Source organism: Flavitalea sp., assembly GCF_035489435.1.
GTDB lineage: Bacteria > Bacteroidota > Bacteroidia > Chitinophagales > Chitinophagaceae > DATHKG01.
Window position 1 is genome coordinate 66,678 of record NZ_DATHKG010000060.1, and the last position, 19,902, is coordinate 86,579.

The 19,902-nt window shown below is 41.0% G+C and carries 15 protein-coding genes; 9 read left to right on the plus strand and 6 right to left on the minus strand.

Annotated features, from left to right (window positions below; translation table 11 throughout):
• Positions 1-16: 16 nt before the first annotated feature.
• Complete coding sequence (locus VK664_RS09470) at positions 17-430, plus strand: hypothetical protein (protein ID WP_461398402.1); 414 nt, start codon at positions 17-19, stop codon at positions 428-430.
• Between the two features lie 88 nt (positions 431-518).
• Here VK664_RS09470 and VK664_RS09475 read toward each other — a convergent pair whose 3' ends face one another.
• The 3 genes from VK664_RS09475 to VK664_RS09485 all read right to left on the minus strand — a co-directional run bounded on the left by VK664_RS09475 (position 519) and on the right by VK664_RS09485 (position 4,025).
• The gene (locus VK664_RS09475; protein WP_461398403.1) at positions 519-1,577 is read right to left on the minus strand and encodes a response regulator; all 1,059 of its coding nucleotides are present in this window, start codon (positions 1,575-1,577) and stop codon (positions 519-521) included.
• A complete protein-coding gene (locus VK664_RS09480) occupies positions 1,574-2,824 on the minus strand; it encodes a PAS domain-containing sensor histidine kinase (RefSeq protein WP_461398404.1) in 1,251 nt (416 codons plus the stop codon). Before VK664_RS09480 ends, VK664_RS09475 begins: the two co-directional genes overlap by 4 nt.
• Before the next feature lie 85 nt (positions 2,825-2,909).
• Complete coding sequence (locus tag VK664_RS09485) at positions 2,910-4,025, minus strand: alkaline phosphatase (protein WP_461398405.1); 1,116 nt, start codon at positions 4,023-4,025, stop codon at positions 2,910-2,912.
• Between the two features lie 188 nt (positions 4,026-4,213).
• Between VK664_RS09485 and VK664_RS09490 the strand changes: the two genes are divergently transcribed.
• A complete protein-coding gene (locus VK664_RS09490; RefSeq protein ID WP_461398406.1) occupies positions 4,214-5,413 on the plus strand; it encodes a DUF1624 domain-containing protein in 1,200 nt (399 codons plus the stop codon).
• A gap of 58 nt (positions 5,414-5,471) precedes the next feature.
• Here the strand turns inward: VK664_RS09490 and VK664_RS09495 are convergent, their stop codons facing one another.
• Both VK664_RS09495 and VK664_RS09500 read right to left on the minus strand, forming a co-directional pair.
• Positions 5,472-5,882 (minus strand): hypothetical protein, encoded by a 411-nt coding sequence (locus tag VK664_RS09495; protein WP_461398407.1) that lies wholly within the window; start codon positions 5,880-5,882, stop codon positions 5,472-5,474.
• 168 nt (positions 5,883-6,050) lie between these two features.
• Positions 6,051-8,426 carry an ABC transporter permease gene (locus VK664_RS09500; RefSeq protein ID WP_461398408.1) on the minus strand — a complete coding sequence of 792 codons (2,376 nt, stop codon included), beginning with the start codon at positions 8,424-8,426 and terminating at the stop codon, positions 6,051-6,053.
• 238 nt (positions 8,427-8,664) lie between these two features.
• Between VK664_RS09500 and VK664_RS09505 the strand changes: the two genes are divergently transcribed.
• Positions 8,665-9,525: a CPBP family intramembrane glutamic endopeptidase gene (locus VK664_RS09505; RefSeq protein ID WP_461398409.1), complete on the plus strand. Its 861-nt coding sequence runs from the start codon at positions 8,665-8,667 to the stop codon at positions 9,523-9,525.
• Positions 9,526-9,635: 110 nt separating this feature from the next.
• A complete protein-coding gene (locus VK664_RS09510) occupies positions 9,636-9,911 on the plus strand; it encodes a hypothetical protein (RefSeq protein ID WP_461398410.1) in 276 nt (91 codons plus the stop codon).
• A 23-nt stretch (positions 9,912-9,934) separates the two neighbouring features.
• On the opposite strand, the gene VK664_RS09515 is transcribed toward VK664_RS09510, so the two are convergent.
• A complete protein-coding gene (locus VK664_RS09515; RefSeq protein WP_461398411.1) occupies positions 9,935-10,660 on the minus strand; it encodes a GntR family transcriptional regulator in 726 nt (241 codons plus the stop codon).
• A 504-nt stretch (positions 10,661-11,164) separates the two neighbouring features.
• On the opposite strand from VK664_RS09515, the gene VK664_RS09520 reads away from it, so the two are divergent.
• The 5 genes from VK664_RS09520 to VK664_RS09540 all read left to right on the plus strand — a co-directional run bounded on the left by VK664_RS09520 (position 11,165) and on the right by VK664_RS09540 (position 19,629).
• Entirely contained in the window at positions 11,165-13,003 is a 1,839-nt protein-coding gene (locus VK664_RS09520; protein WP_461398412.1) for a class I mannose-6-phosphate isomerase, read from the plus strand.
• 156 nt (positions 13,004-13,159) lie between these two features.
• On the plus strand, positions 13,160-14,539 hold the full coding sequence (locus VK664_RS09525; protein ID WP_461398413.1) for a sugar porter family MFS transporter: 1,380 nt from the start codon (positions 13,160-13,162) through the stop codon (positions 14,537-14,539).
• A gap of 43 nt (positions 14,540-14,582) precedes the next feature.
• Entirely contained in the window at positions 14,583-15,479 is an 897-nt protein-coding gene (locus VK664_RS09530; RefSeq protein ID WP_461398414.1) for an ROK family protein, read from the plus strand.
• Between the two features lie 10 nt (positions 15,480-15,489).
• Positions 15,490-17,895, plus strand: coding sequence for a GH92 family glycosyl hydrolase (locus VK664_RS09535; RefSeq protein WP_461398415.1), 2,406 nt, complete (start codon positions 15,490-15,492; stop codon positions 17,893-17,895).
• A gap of 144 nt (positions 17,896-18,039) precedes the next feature.
• Positions 18,040-19,629 (plus strand): ABC-F family ATP-binding cassette domain-containing protein, encoded by a 1,590-nt coding sequence (locus VK664_RS09540; RefSeq protein WP_461398416.1) that lies wholly within the window; start codon positions 18,040-18,042, stop codon positions 19,627-19,629.
• Positions 19,630-19,902 lie beyond the last annotated feature (273 nt).

Sequence of the window (19,902 nt, forward strand, 5' to 3'; positions counted from 1 at the left end):
AAATAAAATGCTTTGTATGTCCATAAATATAAAAGCCGAAAGGCAGATTAAGGAAATCAATGAAGAATTTACTGGTAAGTTTCCATTTTTGAAACTTGAGTTTTACCGCCGGGCTGAATTGCAACAGGAGAGGTATACAGCAGATAAACTTTTACCACCGGAAAAAAAGTTGAAAGATGTTTGGGTTTCGAAAAAAGAAGAAGGCAAGCTTGAAGTACCGGGAAATATGACTGTGCTTCAATTGGAAAAAATTTTGATAGATCGTTATGGTTTAGCCACGCAGGTTTTTAGAAAATCGGGAAGAGTCTGGCTACAGACTATCAGGACAGACAGCTGGACGCTTGATCATCAAAATGAACATGGCCGTGAAATTACAGATGCCGCCGTAATAAACACAATAGAAGACTATGATTTGAACCCCGGCAACTAAGAAGGAAGATCGTCCGCCTTTACGAAGGAAGTTCTTTCAACTTTAAGAAGGAAGATCTTCCAGCTTTTCGAAGGAAGTTCATTCAACTTTAACCAGGAAGATCTTCCAGCTTTTTAAGATTTAAGATCCGGATTTTTCCATCCCTGATTTCGATCAGTTTTTCAGTTTTGAAGTCACTCAATGTCCTGATCAGCGATTCGGTTGCAGTTCCTACATATTGAGCGATGTCTTCCCGTGAAATGTCAAGTATCTCTTTGTTATCCGGACTGATATGAAATTTTTGATGAATGGATACGAGTGCTGTCGCAACTCTTTTGCGCAACGAATCGTAGGCGAGATGAAGTAATCTCTCTTCTTTTTCCGCTACATCGACAGATATCAGCCTGATGAATTTTTTAGTGATGGTTATATCATTGTACACAGCCTGGAGAAAATCATCTTTAGGTATCACGTATAATTCGGCATCTTCCAATACCTCGGCTATGTCATCATAGTTTTTGTTTTCGAGTAAAGGGAGATGGCCGATATAATCACCCTTATCATAGAGATTGGTTATATATTCTTTTCCATCACTGTGCCTTTTGAATGTTTTTATTTTTCCCGACTGAAGATAATAGAGATATTTCGGTCTTTTACCCGCGTTATAAATCAACATTTTTTTGCTGAATGATTCCGATTCATATTGCGTTGGATCAAGTGGAAATAATCCTGATGTGCTAAGATCCTTCATCAGTTCGTTGGCACCTTTTTCGCCCGGGACATAGTTAGACTTTATCAGTTCAATCTTCTTAAACCTTATATCGATAGCGCGCAGCAATTCAAGGTCATCAAAAGGCTTTGTGATATAATCATCTGCTCCGAGTTCCATTCCTTTCCTGAAGTCGGGTCTTTCTGTTTTTGCTGTAAGAAAAATAAAAGGGATATGCTCAGTTAAGGGATTGTTTTTTAACAGGTGCAACACACCATAACCATCGAGCTCAGGCATCATGATATCACAAACAATCAGATCAGGTAATTCTTTCAAAGCCAGCTCTACCCCTCTTTTTCCATTTTCGGCAGTTTGTACATTAAAGCCGGCAAGTGTAAGGATCTCTGCAGTATTTTCCCTGATTTCCGTATTGTCGTCGATTACAAGTAAGTTTTTCATTGAGATATAATTTCTGACTGAAGTGCGGGTAAACTAATAGTAAAAGTTGTTCCGCTTCCCAACTCACTTTCAACAGTTACAGTTCCATTTAGCAGGTCTGCATAACGTTTAACAATATGTAAGCCAAGCCCGGTTCCTTCTATATTCACTGCGTTTTTTGCCCTGTAGAAACTTGTGAACATATTGGGAAGATCATCAGCCGGTATTCCGATACCCTGGTCCTTCACAGATATGATTAACCGGTTTTTTTCGAAAAGAGCCTGTAGTTGTATAATAGCTGTCTCTCCTGAAAATTTAACCGCATTACTCAGCAGATTAATGAGAATGTTTTTCAATAACTTTTTGTCGGTGTTAAAAACCATTTTGTCGACCGTTTCTATTTTTATAACCTGGTCTGCTTTTACAATCGCCTTTAACTCATCGGCTGTTTCTTCCAGGAAAGCGTTCACTTCAAATGGTTCGGAATGAGCAGAAATTTTGCCCTCACTCAACTTACCAAGAGATAGAAAGTCTTCAAGTAGGTCGTTAAGGTGCTTAACAGAATCTTTTATTTTTTTTATATGACGGTCGCGTTTATGCTGCTCATCGGTTTGAGTATATTTTCCAAGCAACGCCGCGGAAGACAAGACAGTGGTAAGCGGTGTACGAAATTCGTGCGATGCCATCGACACGAAACTGCTTTTTATTTCATTGAGCTCTTTTTCTTTGCTCAGGGCCTCGCTCAGTTCAAGTTGAGACTCTTCGAGTTTTTCCAAAGCTTCCTGCAGGATCAAAGTTCTTTCTTCAACCTTTGCTTCTAATTGTGCGTTCAATCGCCGCATATCAATAGTCAGTTGCTCCAGTTCCTTTTTTTGGACAAGGAGATTGTTTTCTATTTTTTTCCGCTGCGTGATGTCTACCACAAAGGCGATCACAAATCTTTCCTGCTCCCTGCTATAATAACTGAGGCTAACTTCTACTGGTATTTCCGAATCGTCTTTCCGTTTTCCATATAGGTCCCTTCCATGACCCATCACACGGTTTTGAGGATTATCAGAAAAACTCTCCCTTACAGCTACGTGATGTTCCCGGACCCTGCGGGGAAGCAATGTTTCAATGGGTCTGCCGATTAGCTCTTCGGCAACATATCCAAACATCCTTTGAGCTGCGGGATTAACCAAAACAATGTTCCCGATTCCATTTGTAAGAATTATACCTTCAGTTGCATTTTCAAAAAGAGAGATAAGACGTGAGGGATCCGTGGTCATAGGTTTACAATCAATATCTCTCAAATTACGCAAATCTCACCGAGATACACTCACCACTTACCGCTCACAACTCACCACTTATTTTTCAACGTTTAAACCCAAACGCGCCAAGCATTTTGTCAAAGATTGATGCATTTTCATAAATCCCTATAAAGCTTTCTGCTCCGGGTCCGTAAGCAAACACGGGGATCATTACACCTGTATGTCCATTAGTGGTAAATTTTGCTTCTAATGTTCCCGCTTTTATATCACCATTTGTCAATGTCAACCCGCCCGTTTCATGGTCGCCGGTAACAATCACAAGTGTATTTCCATCTCTTTGCGCGAAATCCAGGGCGGCGCCGACAGCTTTGTCAAAATCAATCAGTTCAGATGTCAGGTAGGCGGCATCGTTAGCATGAGATCCCCAGTCAATCTGTGAGCCTTCGACCATAAGGAAAAAGCCTTTTGGGTTTTTGTTGAGAATATTTATAGCGGTTTGTGTGTTTTGCACGAGCTGGGGGCCTCTTCCGTCAAGCATTCTTATTGGTTCTGCATCTGCCGTGAATCCTGCAAGTTTTCCGGATGAAATTTTAGTTATCTCGGTTATTGATTCAACTACCTGGTAGCTACGCTTTCTAAGACTATCCAATAAATTTTTTCCGTCTTTTCTTTGCGCAAAATGATTTTTTCCGCCCCCAATAAAAACGTCGATATCCGTTTTCAAAAAATCGTTTGCAATATCCTCTCCCAATGTTCTTGATGACTGATGAGCAATGAAAGAAGCGGGTGTTGCATGTGTAATGGAACAGGTTGTTACCATACCTGTAGCAAAATTGTAACTTTCTGCGATTTCGAGAATCGTTGGTTTAACAACCCCGGTTGCATCTAAACCGATGGACCCGTTATTTGTTTTAGCGCCAGTCGAAAAGGCAGTTGCCCCTGCTCCTGAATCAGTTACATATTGGTCGGCGGACTGACTTTTGTGAAAGCCTATAGCCGTAAAGCGTTCAATATTGAGTTTGCCTTTGTTAGCTGTCAGTCCCGCGAAAATCTGTGCGGTTCCCATACCGTCGCCAATCATTAGTATGATCTTCGTGGGCTTGCCCGGTTTCACCTTGGAGGGGAAATCAGAAGATTGGGCGCTTTCTTCCCTTTTATTACAAAAGATGAGAAAAAAAGATAAAAGTCCGCATACTAAAATGGCTATTCTGACGTTCATTCGAACAAAGTATCAATAATATCAGGTTTTTGCAAGTTTTTATAAGGGTTTTCCTGTAATTGTTCTCCCGCAGCATCTCCCGACACCTCTCAATATTTTTGAAATCTTGTTGTAATCTTCGTGGTGTCGTGGCTGGTAGGTTTATGCTGAAGTTTGGAAAGTGACTTATATTTCCTGAAAATCTGTTCATGACCTTTTCAAATGAAAAAAATCTGACTGCTCATCGCTTATCATCGATTGATGCGCTGAGGGGGCTGGTGATGATTATCATGGCACTCGATCACTCTCGTGAAATGTTTCATAGTGCTGCTTTCACCAGTGATCCGGTGGATATGGCTACAACAACCCCGGTACTTTTTTTCACCAGGTGGATCACGCATTTTTGCGCGCCGGTATTTGTATTTCTTTCCGGTACTTCCATTTATTTACAATCTCTACGCAAAACCAAAAAGGAGTTATCTGCATTTCTGGTGAAACGCGGGCTTTGGCTGATCGTTGTTGACCTGGTGATCATGAGCTTCGGGGTTACATTTGATTTACACTTCGGACTCATCATATTGCAGGTAATCTGGGCTATGGGAATCAGTATGATCATCCTCGCAGCTGGTATCTGGCTGCCCTTCCCAATATTGGCCGCGTTGGGCCTGGTAATTGTGTTTGGACACAATTCCCTCGACTTTTTGGAAAAATCCTCATCATCACCTCCCTCCGTCTTCTATAATTTGATACATAGTCCGGCCATGCTTCCCATAGCAGAAGGACATTTTCTCGGTATATTTTATCCGTTTGTTCCCTGGACAGGCGTGATGTTGATCGGATATGCTTTTGGGAAAATCTATACCGGCGGAATCAATGGTACAGTTAAACCAACAACTGCGGGATATATAGGATTCGGTGCTATTTTACTTTTCATTATTTTGCGATATACCAATGTCTATGGAGATCCATTGCTTTGGACAACGCAAAGAACCACCGGGTTCACGATTCTTTCTTTTCTTAATACACAGAAGTATCCCCCTTCATTACTGTATCTATGCATGACGCTGGGACCAGCCCTGGTGTTCTTAAGTATTATGGACAAATTTCCGCAGAAGGTTATTTCAGTAATGACGGTTTATGGGCGCGTACCTTTTTTCTATTATATACTTCATTTTTATATTTTGCATTCGTTAACCGCGATAATGTTCCTCGCGCGCGGACATTCAATTAAAGAAGGAATAGACGGGCTGCCTTCGTTTCCCTTTCACTTCATTGTACCAGGGGAAGGACTTTCTCTTTTGGCCGCTTATGGAATGTGGATACTTGTGGTGGCGGGATTATATCCGCTTTGCCGGTGGTTTGGTCTTTATAAGCAAACGCACAGGCAGTGGTGGTTAAGCTATGTATAGATAGTTAATATTGTATGTTGCGAATGATCATTTAACCAATGATCATTCGCAACATTGATTATTGATTCCTGGGAAATACTAATGACATTGATGCCAGTAAAACATAAGGAACCGCAATCATGATCATCGAAATAAGAAGGTCACGTTTTTTGTTTGGATTGTTGTTCCATGCCGCTTCATATTTGCTCATGATCTTTTGATCTTTTTCATTCACAATAAATATGCGGTGAAAGATCATCGCTGTGAGCAAGTAAACGCACAGTGCAAATATCATAGCTCCGTCTTTTGAAGTGAACCATGAATGTTTTACTGTCCGTAAATACATTGCCTGGAAGAATAATATCCATCCTCCGGTTGAAAAAGATAACAGGTACATTGCCTGGAAACGAGATAATAATTCACCTGAATGATAACTTCGTTGATAGCAATGATTGTAGATGTTGAAGTACAAATACTCTAAGGGTTTCAAGGGTTTGGGGTTTAGGGTTACGGATTGATGGCTATTAAACGCTTTTTTACTTCAAACACATACAAGCATAGCCCGATTAATTATCAAATACGGGTGGTTTCATTGGTAATCAATAACTAAAATCACTTATTTTTTTTAGGTTTCCCAAATTAGGAACAACAGTCGCCTTTATTCACTCCTTAAATTCCTGATTGGATTTAATTTTGCAGCGGCCAGGGTTTGAAAACTAACCGTAATACAGGCTATAAAAATGACTAATATTCCAACTAATATAAATACCCACCACTCGATTTCTGTACGATAAGCATATTGCTGCAACCATCTATAAGTTAATATCCAGGCGATTGGTATGGCTATCAGAATACCTAATATAACAAGACGAATAAAATCTGCTGTCAGCAGCGTGGCAATTGAAGAAAGACCGGCACCTAATACTTTTCGTATGCCAATCTCTTTTATTCTTCTTTCAGCCGAATAAATGGTAAGGCCGAATAAGCCTAAGCAACCTATAAAAATTGTAAGTACGGCAAATAACATGATAATGGAAGCAGTACGTTTTTCTTGTGTATAGGATTTATCTAAAGCATCGCTTAAGAATGTAAATCGGAATGGTATATCAGGTTCAAATTGGTAATATACCTTCTCTATTTGTTTTATCAAGTTTTCTGAATTGCCTTTTTGTGTTTTTACAAACATGTTCGAGTAACCTTGTTGTGACTGATACCTGAAAATGAATGGTTCAATTCCTGATTTCAAAGGCCGGAAGTGGAAGTCTTTTACTACACCTATCACCTTGCCCTTTCTTCCCTGGAATGTAATTGGCCTGTTCATCACCTCCTTAATTGTTAACCTCATGCTTTTTGCAGCAGAAGCATTAATAATATAACAAGCTGTGTCCTCTTCCCATTTCCTGGAAAAATTGGACCCGCTTAAAAGCTCCAGCCCAAGTACCGGGATAAAGCCTTGATCTATGTTGGCATAAGTCGCAAGTATCCTGTTTTCGCCGGGCATGCCTTTCCACTCAAGATATCCTGAATTAGTGTCATCTACCATGGAGATAGTTGATGGTGCGGTCCTGATCACACCTGGCAGTTTTTCAAGTTCATCCTGGAACAATGTTGGATTGGATTTGAGTTGGCCGGTGAGACGCAGATTTATCAATTGTTCTTTATAGAAACCAAGATCTTTTTGCCTGATATAATTCAATTGCCTGTATATAAAAAAAGTACAGGTAATCAGCGTAACCGAGATAGCAAACTGGCCAACAACCAGTATCTGTCTGAACAGTTTGCCCGAACGGTTAATCCATGACTTGCTTATTACCATTACCGGGCTGAATGCGGACAATATTAGTGCGGGGTATAAGCCGGCAAATAAACCGGCAAGGAATATGAATGTAAAATATGTAATCAACACAGTTGAACTTGAGAGGCTTTCATAGAATACATCACCGGTGAATATGCTCAGCCAACCACGGGATGCAGTTACGAAAATAAGTGCAAGCAGACCTGCAAACATTGAAGTAATTAATGATTCTCCCAGGAACTGCAGCACAAGCTCCCCACGGGATGCTCCGTTTAATTTTCGCATGCCCACTTCCATTGCTCTTTTTAATGATCTTGCTGTTGTAAGATTTATGAAATTTACAAGGGCAATAAACAGAAGAATAATCCCTGCACCGGAAAAGATGCGGACATATTTTATATCACTTCTTTTTCCCCAGTCAGTTTTGAAATGGAATTCAGATAACAGGTATTGTTCTTTAAGGGGCTGTAACTTTACTGACTCTTTTGTTGTTTCATCAATTGTTTGTAGCCTCTTTGTTAGTTTCTGTTCGTACGAAGAAATATTTGTTCCTTTTTTCAGCTGGACATAGGTATGAAACAAATTGTTTTGCCAGTTGATTGAGGCTTTGCCCGGGGCAAAGAGGTAGTTAACAGGCAGCAGGAAGTCGAACCTTATGCTTGAGTTAGCTGGTAAATTTTTGGCAATACCTGCCAGCTTAAATTTTCCGTGGTTCAAAAGCGTAAAAGTTCTGTTGAGAATTGCCGCATCAGATCGCCATTGCTCACCAAAATATTTGTCTGCCATTGCTTCGGTAATCACTATATCTTCCGGAGAAATTAAAGCTATCCGGGGATCGCCTTTAACCAGGGGAAAACTGAAAACTTCGAAGACCGAATTGTCGCTGAACTGTATCTGATTTTCTTCGTAAGTTTTATTCCCTGCTTTTACAATATCGGTCAGCTGTGCGAACCGGACGGTATTAATAACTTCGGAATCCTCTTGTTGTAATACAGGAGCCAGGGACCCGGGCGTTGAAGCTATCCTGTAACTTCTGCCGTCCTGCATGCGAAATTCGGTTACCCGGAAAATCGAATCAATATTTTTATGAAATGTGTCGTGGTTCCATTCGTTCCAGATAAAAAGTGCAAGGATCAGGCATGCGGCCATGCTTATGGCAAGTCCGCTAATGTTTAACAATGAAAAAACTTTGTTTTTCAAAATACTACGGATTGCCAGGTTGAGATTGAAAGGCACCATTTCGTGAACCTTTTAGTTGGATTATTATTAAGTCCAACTGCTATGCCAGTTAGCGAACAGTCAGATTACCAACTCATTTTAAACCTGGACGAATTCACAGTGTTCATTAACGAACGATTTTTTGATCGCTACTGAGCAAAGCGCACAGAATAGCCTTCGTTGGAAAAAATGCGGTATTCGTCGATCTTATTTTGTTAGTCCCTGCGATTTGTTTCCTTTTGAGCTATAAAAATAAATGATGGAAGACACGATAGTTGATCCTATAAAAACTTCAAAAGCAGTTTCATTTTTAAAGCAAGAGCCGGTTTCAACTATCATAAAATGTGTTTTGTTTTGGCTGGTCTTTATAGGGCTGTTGTTCCTTGGGGGATCCTTACTGGTTCCGCTGTTTAGGAAAGATTGGTCCTCGATGTTTTTTGGAATCGTGGGAACAATCGCAGCCATTATGACTATCTATTTATTTTTGAGAAATGAGAAGCGCAGGTTCCGGGATATCTGGCTGGTATTTGAAAGGAAATCTATCGCCAGGTTTATATCCGGCTATTTGATTGGTACTATCATTTGTGCGATAATGATTGGCATTTTGGTGCTGTTCAGTGATCTGGAATTACACAAAAACACATCATTCGTATTCAGTAGTGGCATAGCGGCCAGTTATCTCGCCATCATTCCCCTTGGCATGATGGAAGAGCTGGCATTCAGATCTTATACTTTCGTAAAACTTAATGCTACATTTAATTTTCGGATAACCCAGTTAGTTGTGGCAATTGCTTTTGCAGCCTATCATATAATTGGTGGCCAGGGAATCCTAAGTGCCTTGCTTGGACCTGGTGTCTGGGCTTATGTGTTCGGATTGGCGACTATACGCTATGGTGGAATCGCAATGCCGCTTGGCTTGCATGTTGCCGCAAATGTAAGCCAGGCGTTCGCAGGGATGAAAGGGAAAAATGATGCCGTCTTATTGCTGGACTACGGCGCTCAACCTGCAGCGGATGCCATAAGTCGAACAGAAACCATTGGAGTAATAATGCATCTGGCAATGTTGATTATCGCAGTTGTGTTTACAGAAATTTATGTCCGGAAATTGAAAGGAATTTAGTCGTTAGATGTTCAATCTTCTGGTCATCACCCTGAGCTATTTATGTCATTATGTATGTACATATATAATAATATCTTACTTTGCTACATCTTACTTTGCTACAAAATTCAATGGGATTGATCATTTTAGACAATTTTCAGGGACTACTTATCAGCCTTTCTCTTCTTTATTCCAGGTCCAAAAGCCGGGGACAAATAGCAGATGGATCGCTTGGGGAAAACCGGCCAAACATTGTGTTTATAATGTCTGATGACCATGCTTATAACCCCCGATTGAACAATGTTTACAATCTTCCCATTTATAAAAAACAGTTGGCTGAACTCAAAAAGAAACTACTAACTCTTCAAAATCAATACGGTGATGAAACCGGCAATATAGACAAGTAAGCAGGATACTGTAGCCGGCAACTTTATTCTCTCCGGCTCTCAATGGTGTAAACAAAACTGTCGGCCCGGTAATACCCTAGATTGTATTCTATCGGGCGCTCACCCTGGTCAAATACAAATCGCTTACGCATGAGTATAGGGCTTCCCGGTTCAACTTCAAGCTTACCTGCAATGAATTTATCTGCTGCTATTGCACTTATTTCTTCCTGTGAAAGATTTGCCACAACCATATGATCTTTTTCCAGGATCTCGTAAAGTGGACGTTTAAAATCCTCTTCTCCCGTTAACCCAACACGCGGATGGAAGTAGGAAACAAAATATACAAACGGCCCTTCCGGTTTACCTCTTAATCTTTCAAGCTTTAATATTTTTTTTTCAGTGCTGATCTCGAAAAAATTCGCAATTTGTTCGGTTGGTATTACCCAACTCACATGCAGTTCGAAGTTTTTAATCGGAATTCCACGAGCTTTCATCTCCTGGGAAAAAGAAAGCCAGTTGTTTGATTTGGAACTGACCGTTGTCCCGGAGACCTTTGTACCGATACCTTTCTTTCTTATTAATAATCCTTCATAAACCAACTTATTCAAGGCCTGCCTTATGGTAGTACGGGAAATGGCAAGTTGTTTGGCCAGGTCAACCTCGTTTGGAATCAGTTTCCCATTGGCATACTGGGGATCAGCTATAATGGTCCTCAACAGATGTTCGGCCTGCACGTGTAGAGGAATATGACTTTTGTGATCTAATTTCATTTTCAAAAGCTGATTCAGGTGAAATTAAGTAAAAATGTAGATTTGTCACTATGTGCCAACATTTGCAAATCAGTTGCAATGATAATTAATATTCACCACAGTGTTTAAACAGTACAAAACGTATGTGCATATTCGTTAGATTAGTACAACAATTTATCTGTCTGAATCCGGGAACCTGATTCAGCTGTATTATAGCTGATTATTAAGCCTGGGAACCTATCTGTTAAAGTAGCAATTTATGTAACCGGTTTGTGGCAACTCCGGGATCCGGGAACCGCCCGTTTTCACTAATTTAACACGAAGAGGAACCGCCTGATTAGTAAAAAGGATATCAGGATCATATATTGAAATGTTAGGGCCGATTGAATTTTGTAGCTGTTTTTGGTATATTAATATATTTGGACTAATTATGTACCTACATTATAACATAATAAATTCTAGTCGTCCAGCCTTTAAGCCGTTAGATCCCACGGCTTAAATTAACAGTAGAAAATAATACAGAACATGTTGGTTACCAGTACAACTTCATCTGATAAGAAAGACCCGGTTCAAAGTGATAAAAGGCTGAGTCTGCAGCGGCTTTTGCCGCAAAAAGTGCAAAAAGAGGTGCAAACAACAGGCGATTACCAGCTATTTCCCTCTCATCCTTTAGGAACAGGAAAGATTTTCAATGGGTATGAATCGCTTGCCGTATGGATCCTCAGACATCCCACGGTTATCATTGATGGATACAGCGGGGTTTTATGGCAGGATGTCCGGACCTTTTTATCTGAAGTTTTTTATTTCAAAGGGGTAAGGGTGAATTGGCTCGATATGACGTCTTTTTTAAAAACTCCTGAAGAGATTGCTGCAATTGTGGACCCTTATCTTGGAAGCTCAGATAGCCTCTGGGGAAAAAAATGTGATTATGATATCAACAATTTTTTTAACCATGCCAGCCTGGAGGCTATTCAACCGGATGACCTTTACGATCTTAATATTTTGTTTGGCTCCGGTGCGGCTTTGGTAAGATGGCCGGATACTCCGGTGATTTATCTGGACTTGCCAAAAAATGAACTGCAATATCGTATGAGGGCGGGTTCTATCACAAATCTTGGATGCAGATACCCGACACGTCCATCGGAAATGTACAAGCGATTTTATTTTGTGGACTGGGTTGTGTTGAATAAACATAAAAAAGATTTAATGTCCAGGGTCTCCGTGTTTGCAGATGTTCAATGGATGGATTCCGTTAACTGGATGTTGAATGAGAGCCTTTCAGAAGGGCTGCAAGCTATGAGCAGATCGGTATTCCGCGTGCGTCCCTGGTTTGAAGCCGGTGCCTGGGGCGGTCATTGGATGAAAGACAGGTTTGAAGGATTGAGCAAAGATGAAGTGAACTATGCCTGGTCTTTTGAATTAATAGTACCGGAAAACGGGATCATTTTTGAAAGCGATGGTTACCTGCTGGAGCTTTCATTTGATTACCTGATGTTTGCAGATAACAGAGCAATCCTTGGAAAACATGCCGGATTTTTCGGGGACGAGTTCCCGATCAGGTTTGATTTCCTGGATACCTGGGATGGGGGTAATCTTTCCATTCAGTGCCATCCTTCGCTGCAATATATACGCAGGCATTTTGGAGAACAAATAACACAGGATGAAACATATTATATACTGGATTGCAAAGAGGATGCGACTGTTTATCTTGGTTTCCAGGAAAATATCGATGCTGACAAGTTTCGGGAGGTGCTGGAAAACAGTCGCAACAACAACGTAATTGTTGCGATTGAAGAATACGTCCTGGCTCACCAGGCTCATAAACATGACCTGTTCCTGATACCCAACGGCACAGTACACAGCGCAGGTGCAAATAACCTCGTTCTTGAAATCAGTGCAACGCCTTATATCTTCACTTTCAAGATGTATGATTGGTTAAGACTCGATCTTAACGGGGAACCAAGGGCCATCAACATTGAACACGCTTTCAACAATCTGAAATTTGAAAGAAAAGGCAACCGTGTAAAAAGTGAGTTAATCTCAACACCTTCTATCATTGAAAAAGGTGAGGATTGGGAACTGGTCCATCTGCCAACACATGATGAGCACCTGTATGATGTGAACCGTATAGAATTTAATTCAACTGTCAACCTTCGCACCAAAGGAAGCTGCCATGTATTGATGCTGGTAGAAGGCACTACCATTACAGTGAAAACTCCTGATGGCAGGGACACTATATTCCATTATGCTGAAACATTTGTTGTACCGGCTGCGGCAGAGTATTACCAGGTCACCAATCTTGGTAATAATAAAGCGAAGCTGATAATAGCCTTCATAAAAGACAATCTTGATTTTTTAAAATAACAAGAAGCACCTTCTATGTCTTCATGAAACATGCAACGATAAACCATTGAATTATAAAAAGCTGAATTATAAAAAGCCGATAAACCATTGAATTATCAAAAAGTGAATTATTAAAAAAAGAGAACCCGGATTATGCAGAATAAAAAAATATTTCTGATGACTACAACCCTCGTCGCATCGCTGGGTGGATTCCTCTTTGGTTTTGATATGGCAGTGATATCTGGTGTTTTGCCTTTGTTGCAAAAACAATTCACTTTATCTGCTTTCCAGGAAGGATGGTTTGTTTCGTCGGCCCTGGTAGGTTGTATTGTGGGGGTTGCATTTTCCGGTGAATTAAGTGACAGGCTTGGGAGGAAAACACCACTGGTTACCTCTGCAATATTATTTCTTTTATCAGCCCTTGGCTGTGCGCTTATGCCAACTCTTCCATGGATCATAGCTGCAAGGTTTATCGGCGGGATAGGGATCGGTATCGCTTCCAATGTAGTTCCATTATATATTTCAGAAATTGCACCGGCTAAATCACGTGGCCGTTTAATAACCTATTATCAGTTTGCATTGACCTTTGGAATTTTGGTTGCCTATCTTTCAAATGCAGGTCTTGTAAACCGCTCACTCAAAAATCCTGTTGGCGAAGGATATTTCCATACACTCTTTGTAACGGAAGTGTGGCGTGGTATGATGGGACTTGGTGTATTGCCCGCCCTGTTATTCCTGGTGGGTCTTTTCCTTGTACCTGAAAGTCCAAGATGGCTTATTCAGAAAGGTCATACCGAAAAAGGTAAGATCATTCTTAATAAAATAAATGAACCTGCTGAAGCTCAGAAAGATTTTCAAAACATAAAAGGAAATCTCCAGGAACAACAGATATCGTATAAAGAATTATTTGCCCCACAGTGGAGAAGGGCGTTGATTATTGGATTATTGCTGCCTTTGTTCTCTCAGTTTAGTGGTATCAATGCAATCATTTATTATGGTCCCAGTATCCTTAGTAACGCGGGCATTTCTTTAAGCAATTCTCTATTAAGCCAGGTAATTTTTGGTGCCGCCAATATGTTGTTCACGTTAATTGCAATCTGGAAAGTAGACAGTGCCGGGCGCCGGCCTTTATATCTTGCTGGTACTGCGGGGGCAGGCATCAGTTTATTTTTAACAGGGCTTTGTTTTGCGACCGGGGCAACAACCAGTATCTGGCTGCTTGTTTGTGTATTAGCATTCCTGGCCTGTTTCGCATTTTCAATAGGACCATTGAAATTTGTAATCGCTGCTGAAATCTTTCCAAACAAAATAAGGGGCCGGGCTATGGCGCTTAGCATAATGGTGATGTGGATAGCCGACACAATTGTTGGGCAACTAACCCCTGTTTTATTAAAAGGTATTGGTACAGCTGCTACCTTTTGGATGTTTGCTGCATTTTGCGTGATTGCATTTATCACTGTTTACAAATTACTTCCTGAAACAAAAGGAAAAACGCTCGAAGAAATTGAAAGTGATTGGAAAACCAGGGCGGGTAGCAAAAAAGAAGTATTGGTTTAGTTTTTTGAAATATTATTGATAAGACGAAAACCCTTTTATTAAAGTGGAACAAATAAAGGAAAGCGGTGTTGCCTTAGGGGCAGATATTGGCGGATCACATATCACCGCTGCGCTTGTGGACATAAATAATAAACATTTATCTGAGCGGTCATTGTGCAGGCATGCTATTAAACCAAATGCCGGTGTTGATGAGTTATTACAAGGATGGGCTGATTGTATAGCAAAGGCCTTGGGGAGCGCGAGTGTAGAAAAGATCTGTCTTGCAATGCCGGGGCCTTTCAGATATGACGAAGGTATATGCCTGATCAGGGATCAGAATAAATATCCGGGTTTGTATGGAGTAAATGTCAGTCAACGTTTGTCTGCAGCTTTAGGACTGGATCTGTCAGCCATTTATTTGCATAATGATGCTGCCTGCTTTTTACAGGGCGAAGTTTTCTCCGGATCTATTACCGGCATTAAACGGGCAATAGGAATAACTCTTGGAACGGGGCTTGGCACAGCTATCTATAAAAATGGTATGGCCGAAAGTGCAGATTTATGGAACATGCCTTTCAAAGATTCAATTGCTGAAGATTTTATTTCTTCCAGATGGTTCACCAGGAAATATTATGAGCTCAGGGGCAAATCAATAGACGGAGTAAAAGAATTAGTGAATCTTGCTCATACGGAAGAACGGATAAGACAAATCTTTGAAGAGTTCGGGACTAATCTCGCAGAATTTGTCAATTGTTTTATTGAATTGGAAGATCCGGAAGCAGTAGTAATTGGTGGAAATATATCCCATGCCTTTCCATTTTTCAGCGAAAAACTTCTCAAACAGGTTCGAAATGTAAATCCCAGGGTCAGGATTTATAAAAGTGCGCAGGCCGAAAATGCGGCATTGATAGGTGCCGTCAGTAGTTGGTATAATTCAAACAAACGTTCATTGGCTGACTAATTTTTTTGTAATGATTGGTATCAAAGTCCATCAATTCGTATTGACAGGTTGCTTACACTTATTAAACGATGCGAAACATGCAATATTGATTTTTCTTTTTTATAGCCTTGGCATATTTTCTTCGCAATCGATGTTTGCGCAAACGAAAACAGATTTCACTCAATGGGTAGATCCCAATATCGGTACAGCTCATTGCAGATGGTTTCATTATACCCCGGGTGCATTGCCATTTGGAATGGCTAAGCCGGCACCATCTACCAATGGAAGCTATGGTAATGCATCAGGATGGGAGGCAACCGGCTACGATTACAGACACACATCTATTGAAGGTTTTGGAAATTTCCATGAATTCCAGGTGGGAGGGATAGTATTTGCACCGATTGTTGGGAAATTGGAAACTACCCCGGGAAAGCTTGAAAATCCGGACCAGGGTTATCGGTCAAGGTTCGCCAGGAAAGAGGAGACGGCTGCTGCGGGTTATTATTCCGTGATGTTAAAAGACTATGGCATCAAAGCAGAATTGACAGCTACAAAACGTGTTGCTTTTCATCGTTATACTTTTCCAGCTTCGAACGAAGCGCATATATTATTTGATATAGGAAACAAGCAGGGAGAGAGTGGACCCGTTAAAGAATCGAAGGTTATCATATTGCCTGATGGAAGTGTGGAAGGTTATGTAACGACACTCCCGGTTTATGTGCAAAAATATCAAAGGGGTGCTGAGGTCACTATGTTTTTTTCTGCTCAGTTGAGCAAGAAGCCAACCGCTTTCGGAGTATTCAATGGTAATGATATAAAAGCCGGTGCTACATCAACTTCAGGACAAGGAGCAGGTGCATATCTTACGTTTTCTACTTCAGACAAAGAAAGTATTGTTGTCAAAGCCGGACTTTCTTATACTTCTATTGAAAATGCAAGACTTAACCTGCAGCAGGAAGCAGGATCAATATCATTCGATGAAGCGAAACAACAAGCCCGGGACAACTGGAACAACAGCCTGGGGAGGATAGCTGTTGAGACTAACAATAAAGCAGATAAGATCAAATTTTATACAGGATTATATCACGCTTTATTAGGCAGGGGATTGGCCTCTGATGTAAATGGTGCTTATCCGACAAATGGGGGTAACGTTGGCCAGATTCCTCTCGATAAACAAAATCAGCCATTGCACAACCACTATAACACTGATGCAGTCTGGGGTACTTACTGGAACCTTAACCAGCTTTGGGCAATTGCTTATCCGGAATTTTATTCCGATCTCATCAAAAGCCAGTTGCTTGTGTATAAAGATGCCGGTTGGTTGGGTGATGGAATAGCAAACAGCAAATTTGTTTCCGGTGTTGGTACTAACATGGTAAGCCTGGTGATGTCCAGTGCTTATATCGCAGGCATACGCGACTTTGATGTGAACCTGGCTTATGCGGCTTCGCGTAAAAACGAGCTTGACGGGAAGGATCGTCCACGTGGTGCAGGCAAATCAGATGTTGACCGTTTTGTAAAATATGGTTATGTCAATCACCTGGACAGCGGCCGCGATGGTGGTGAAACCTGGCAATTTTCCGCTTCTCATACCCTCGAGTATTCTTATAGCTCCTACGCTGTGGCTCAATGGGCGAAGTTGTTGGGTAAAACTTCAGACTACCAACAGCTGATGCGGTTATCAAAAGGCTGGGAACAGATCTTTGATCCTTCCTTGAAATTGATTCATCCTAAAACAGCCGACGGAAAGTTTATAGATAAGTTTGATCCTTCCCAGCCCTGGCGCGGTTTCCAGGAAGGAAACGCCTGGCAGTATACTTATTTTGTGCCACATCAACCCCTGGCTCTGGTTAACAAGCTGGGTAAATCCACTTTCAATGCAAGACTGGACAGCACATTCAGGATCGCCGAAAAAGCATTGTTCGGGGGCGGTGCTAACATCGATGCTTTTGCAGGCATAGCAGGAATTTATAATCATGGCAACCAGCCAAATCTTCATGCTTCATGGTTGTTTAATTTCTCCGGCAAGCCTTCGCTAACACAGAAATGGGTTCGGGCCATCTGCAACCAGTTTTATGGAACAGAAGGGATTCATGGCTATGGGTTTGGGCAGGATGAAGACCAGGGACAACTTGGTGCCTGGTATGTTATTTCAAGTATTGGAATATTTGATGTTGCAGGGTTAACAGATATCGAGCCAAGCCTGGGCATCGGCAGTCCACTTTTCGATAAGGTTACTATCCAGCTGAGTAAAAAATATTATTCAGGCAAAACCTTTGTGATAGAAACAAAAAACAATAGCGCGCAAAACGGGTATGTTCAGACTTTACAACTCAACGGGAAAGCTATTCACAAACCGTTTATTTCATTAGCCGATCTAACAGCAGGTGGCACACTGGTTTTGCAAATGGGCGAGAAGCCGGTTGATAACTATTAGAAAAGTGCTTATCTTTGCATCTGTAAATCATCTGCAACTCAAAATCATCCCAGGTCAATGTGATATATAATTTCTTTCAAAAAAAATAATAAGTAACCGTTAAACGGATTACTTCCATTATTAACTTTTTAAAAGGAAGAAATTATGCTCGTTCTTCAAAACATCTCTTATTCGCATCCCAATAAGGATCTGTTATTCCACAATCTTGGTTTTTCTGTTGGTGACCGTGACAAAGTTGCCCTGATCGGTAATAATGGTTCGGGGAAATCTACGCTGCTGCAAATTATCGCCGGGTTGTTGCACCCTTCTGAGGGCCAGGTCCAATCCAGCTCGCCGCCTTACTACATACCGCAATTGTTTGGACAGTTTAACGAGCTCACGATTGCAGAGGCACTTAGGATTGACCAGAAATTAAAATCTCTGCATGAAATTCTTGAGGGTAATGTAAGTGAGACAAATTTGTCGATATTAAACGATGACTGGATTATCGAAGAGCGTTGTTCCAATGCACTCGCTTTCTGGAAGCTCGAAGGTTTACAGCTTAATCAACAAATGAAGACCTTGAGTGGGGGTCAGAAAACAAAGGTCTTCCTGGCCGGAATCGCAATACATAAACCTGGGATCATATTGTTAGACGAACCAAGCAATCACCTCGATACGGCCGGCAGGAAGTTATTATATGAATTCGTTTCTTCAGTCACTACAACCTTGATCGTAGTTAGTCATGATAGAAAATTATTGAACCTGCTTGATTCAGTTTATGAATTAAGTAAACATGGTATCACCGTTTATGGTGGCAACTATGATTTTTATTCGCAGCAAAAGTTGATAGAAGCCAACGCTTTGGACCAGGACTTAAGAAATGTAGAAAAGACTTTAAGAAAAGCAAAAGAAATTGAGCGGGAATCTATTGAAAGACAAAATAAATTAAATGCCAAGGGGAAGAAAAAGCAGGAAAAATCCGGGCTGCCGACTATCTCAATGAACACGCTAAGAAACAAAGCTGAGAAAAGTACGGCGAAGCTCAAAAATGTACATACAGAAAAATTGGGAGCCATTTCAGAAGAACGGGATGAATTAAGGAAGTCAGTAGCCGATATGGACAAGATGAAATTTGGCTTTAATAACACATCACTGCATAAAGGCAAAATTCTTTTTGATGCAAGGGAAATAAACTACCACTACGGTAAGTCTTTTCTTTGGGAGACAGCATTAACCCTGGTGATAACAAGCGGAGAACGAATAGCGATCAAAGGCTCTAATGGTTCAGGCAAAACCACCCTGATAAAACTAATTTTAGGAGATTTAGAACCTTCCTCGGGAGTTGCTTATCGTGCAATCGGTGAGGCAGTATACATAGATCAGGATTATTCACTCATTAACAATGATCTGACAGTTTATGAACAAGCCGCAGCATTCAATAATTCCGGATTACAGGAACATGAAATAAAAATTAGGTTAAATCGCTTTTTATTTTCTAAAGAATTTTGGGATAAAAAATGCGAAGGTCTCAGCGGTGGTGAAAAAATGCGATTAATGCTTTGTTGCCTTACTATAGCTCATCACGCACCCGACCTGGTGATTCTCGATGAACCGACAAATAACCTGGATATCCGGAATATTGAAATATTAACAGCAGCTATAAACGAATACCAGGGTACACTGATTGTAGTATCCCATGATCAGTATTTTCTTGAAGAGATAAATGTTGTCCGGACGATCGACCTTGATTAACTCCGCACACGGCAATAACATCATTATGCAACAGTTTTTGGTCGCTTCTTCGCTCCGTTGGGAGCAGGATTGTGCCTTTTTACGGCTGTGTCCCGTGGTTAATACCTTTGCTCATGTCCCGCACGTGCGGGATTGTCTCCGATCGGCTTTTTTTGCCCTGATCAGCTTTGTTAGGGTTTCTTCAAGTGCTGGTTGCAGTATCGCCCTGATCGGCTTCAGTAACTCCGACCACGGTACGAAGGCCGCTCAAAGGCACAATCCCGCTCCCAACTA

Bases quoted from the DNA above. Each gene is read 5' to 3' on its own strand.
- VK664_RS09505 (WP_461398409.1), top strand. From the start codon at position 8,665: ATGGAAGACACGATAGTTGATCCTATAAAAACTTCAAAAGCAGTTTCA.
- VK664_RS09490 (WP_461398406.1), top strand. From the start codon at position 4,214: ATGACCTTTTCAAATGAAAAAAATCTGACTGCTCATCGCTTATCATCG.
- VK664_RS09480 (WP_461398404.1), bottom strand. From the start codon at position 2,824: ATGACCACGGATCCCTCACGTCTTATCTCTCTTTTTGAAAATGCAACT.
- VK664_RS09520 (WP_461398412.1), top strand. From the start codon at position 11,165: ATGTTGGTTACCAGTACAACTTCATCTGATAAGAAAGACCCGGTTCAA.
- VK664_RS09475 (WP_461398403.1), bottom strand. From the start codon at position 1,577: ATGAAAAACTTACTTGTAATCGACGACAATACGGAAATCAGGGAAAAT.
- VK664_RS09540 (WP_461398416.1), top strand. From the start codon at position 18,040: ATGCTCGTTCTTCAAAACATCTCTTATTCGCATCCCAATAAGGATCTG.
- VK664_RS09535 (WP_461398415.1), top strand. From the start codon at position 15,490: ATGATTGGTATCAAAGTCCATCAATTCGTATTGACAGGTTGCTTACAC.
- VK664_RS09510 (WP_461398410.1), top strand. From the start codon at position 9,636: ATGGGATTGATCATTTTAGACAATTTTCAGGGACTACTTATCAGCCTT.
- VK664_RS09485 (WP_461398405.1), bottom strand. From the start codon at position 4,025: ATGAACGTCAGAATAGCCATTTTAGTATGCGGACTTTTATCTTTTTTT.
- VK664_RS09500 (WP_461398408.1), bottom strand. From the start codon at position 8,426: ATGGTGCCTTTCAATCTCAACCTGGCAATCCGTAGTATTTTGAAAAAC.
- VK664_RS09470 (WP_461398402.1), top strand. From the start codon at position 17: ATGTCCATAAATATAAAAGCCGAAAGGCAGATTAAGGAAATCAATGAA.
- VK664_RS09515 (WP_461398411.1), bottom strand. From the start codon at position 10,660: ATGAAATTAGATCACAAAAGTCATATTCCTCTACACGTGCAGGCCGAA.
- VK664_RS09525 (WP_461398413.1), top strand. From the start codon at position 13,160: ATGACTACAACCCTCGTCGCATCGCTGGGTGGATTCCTCTTTGGTTTT.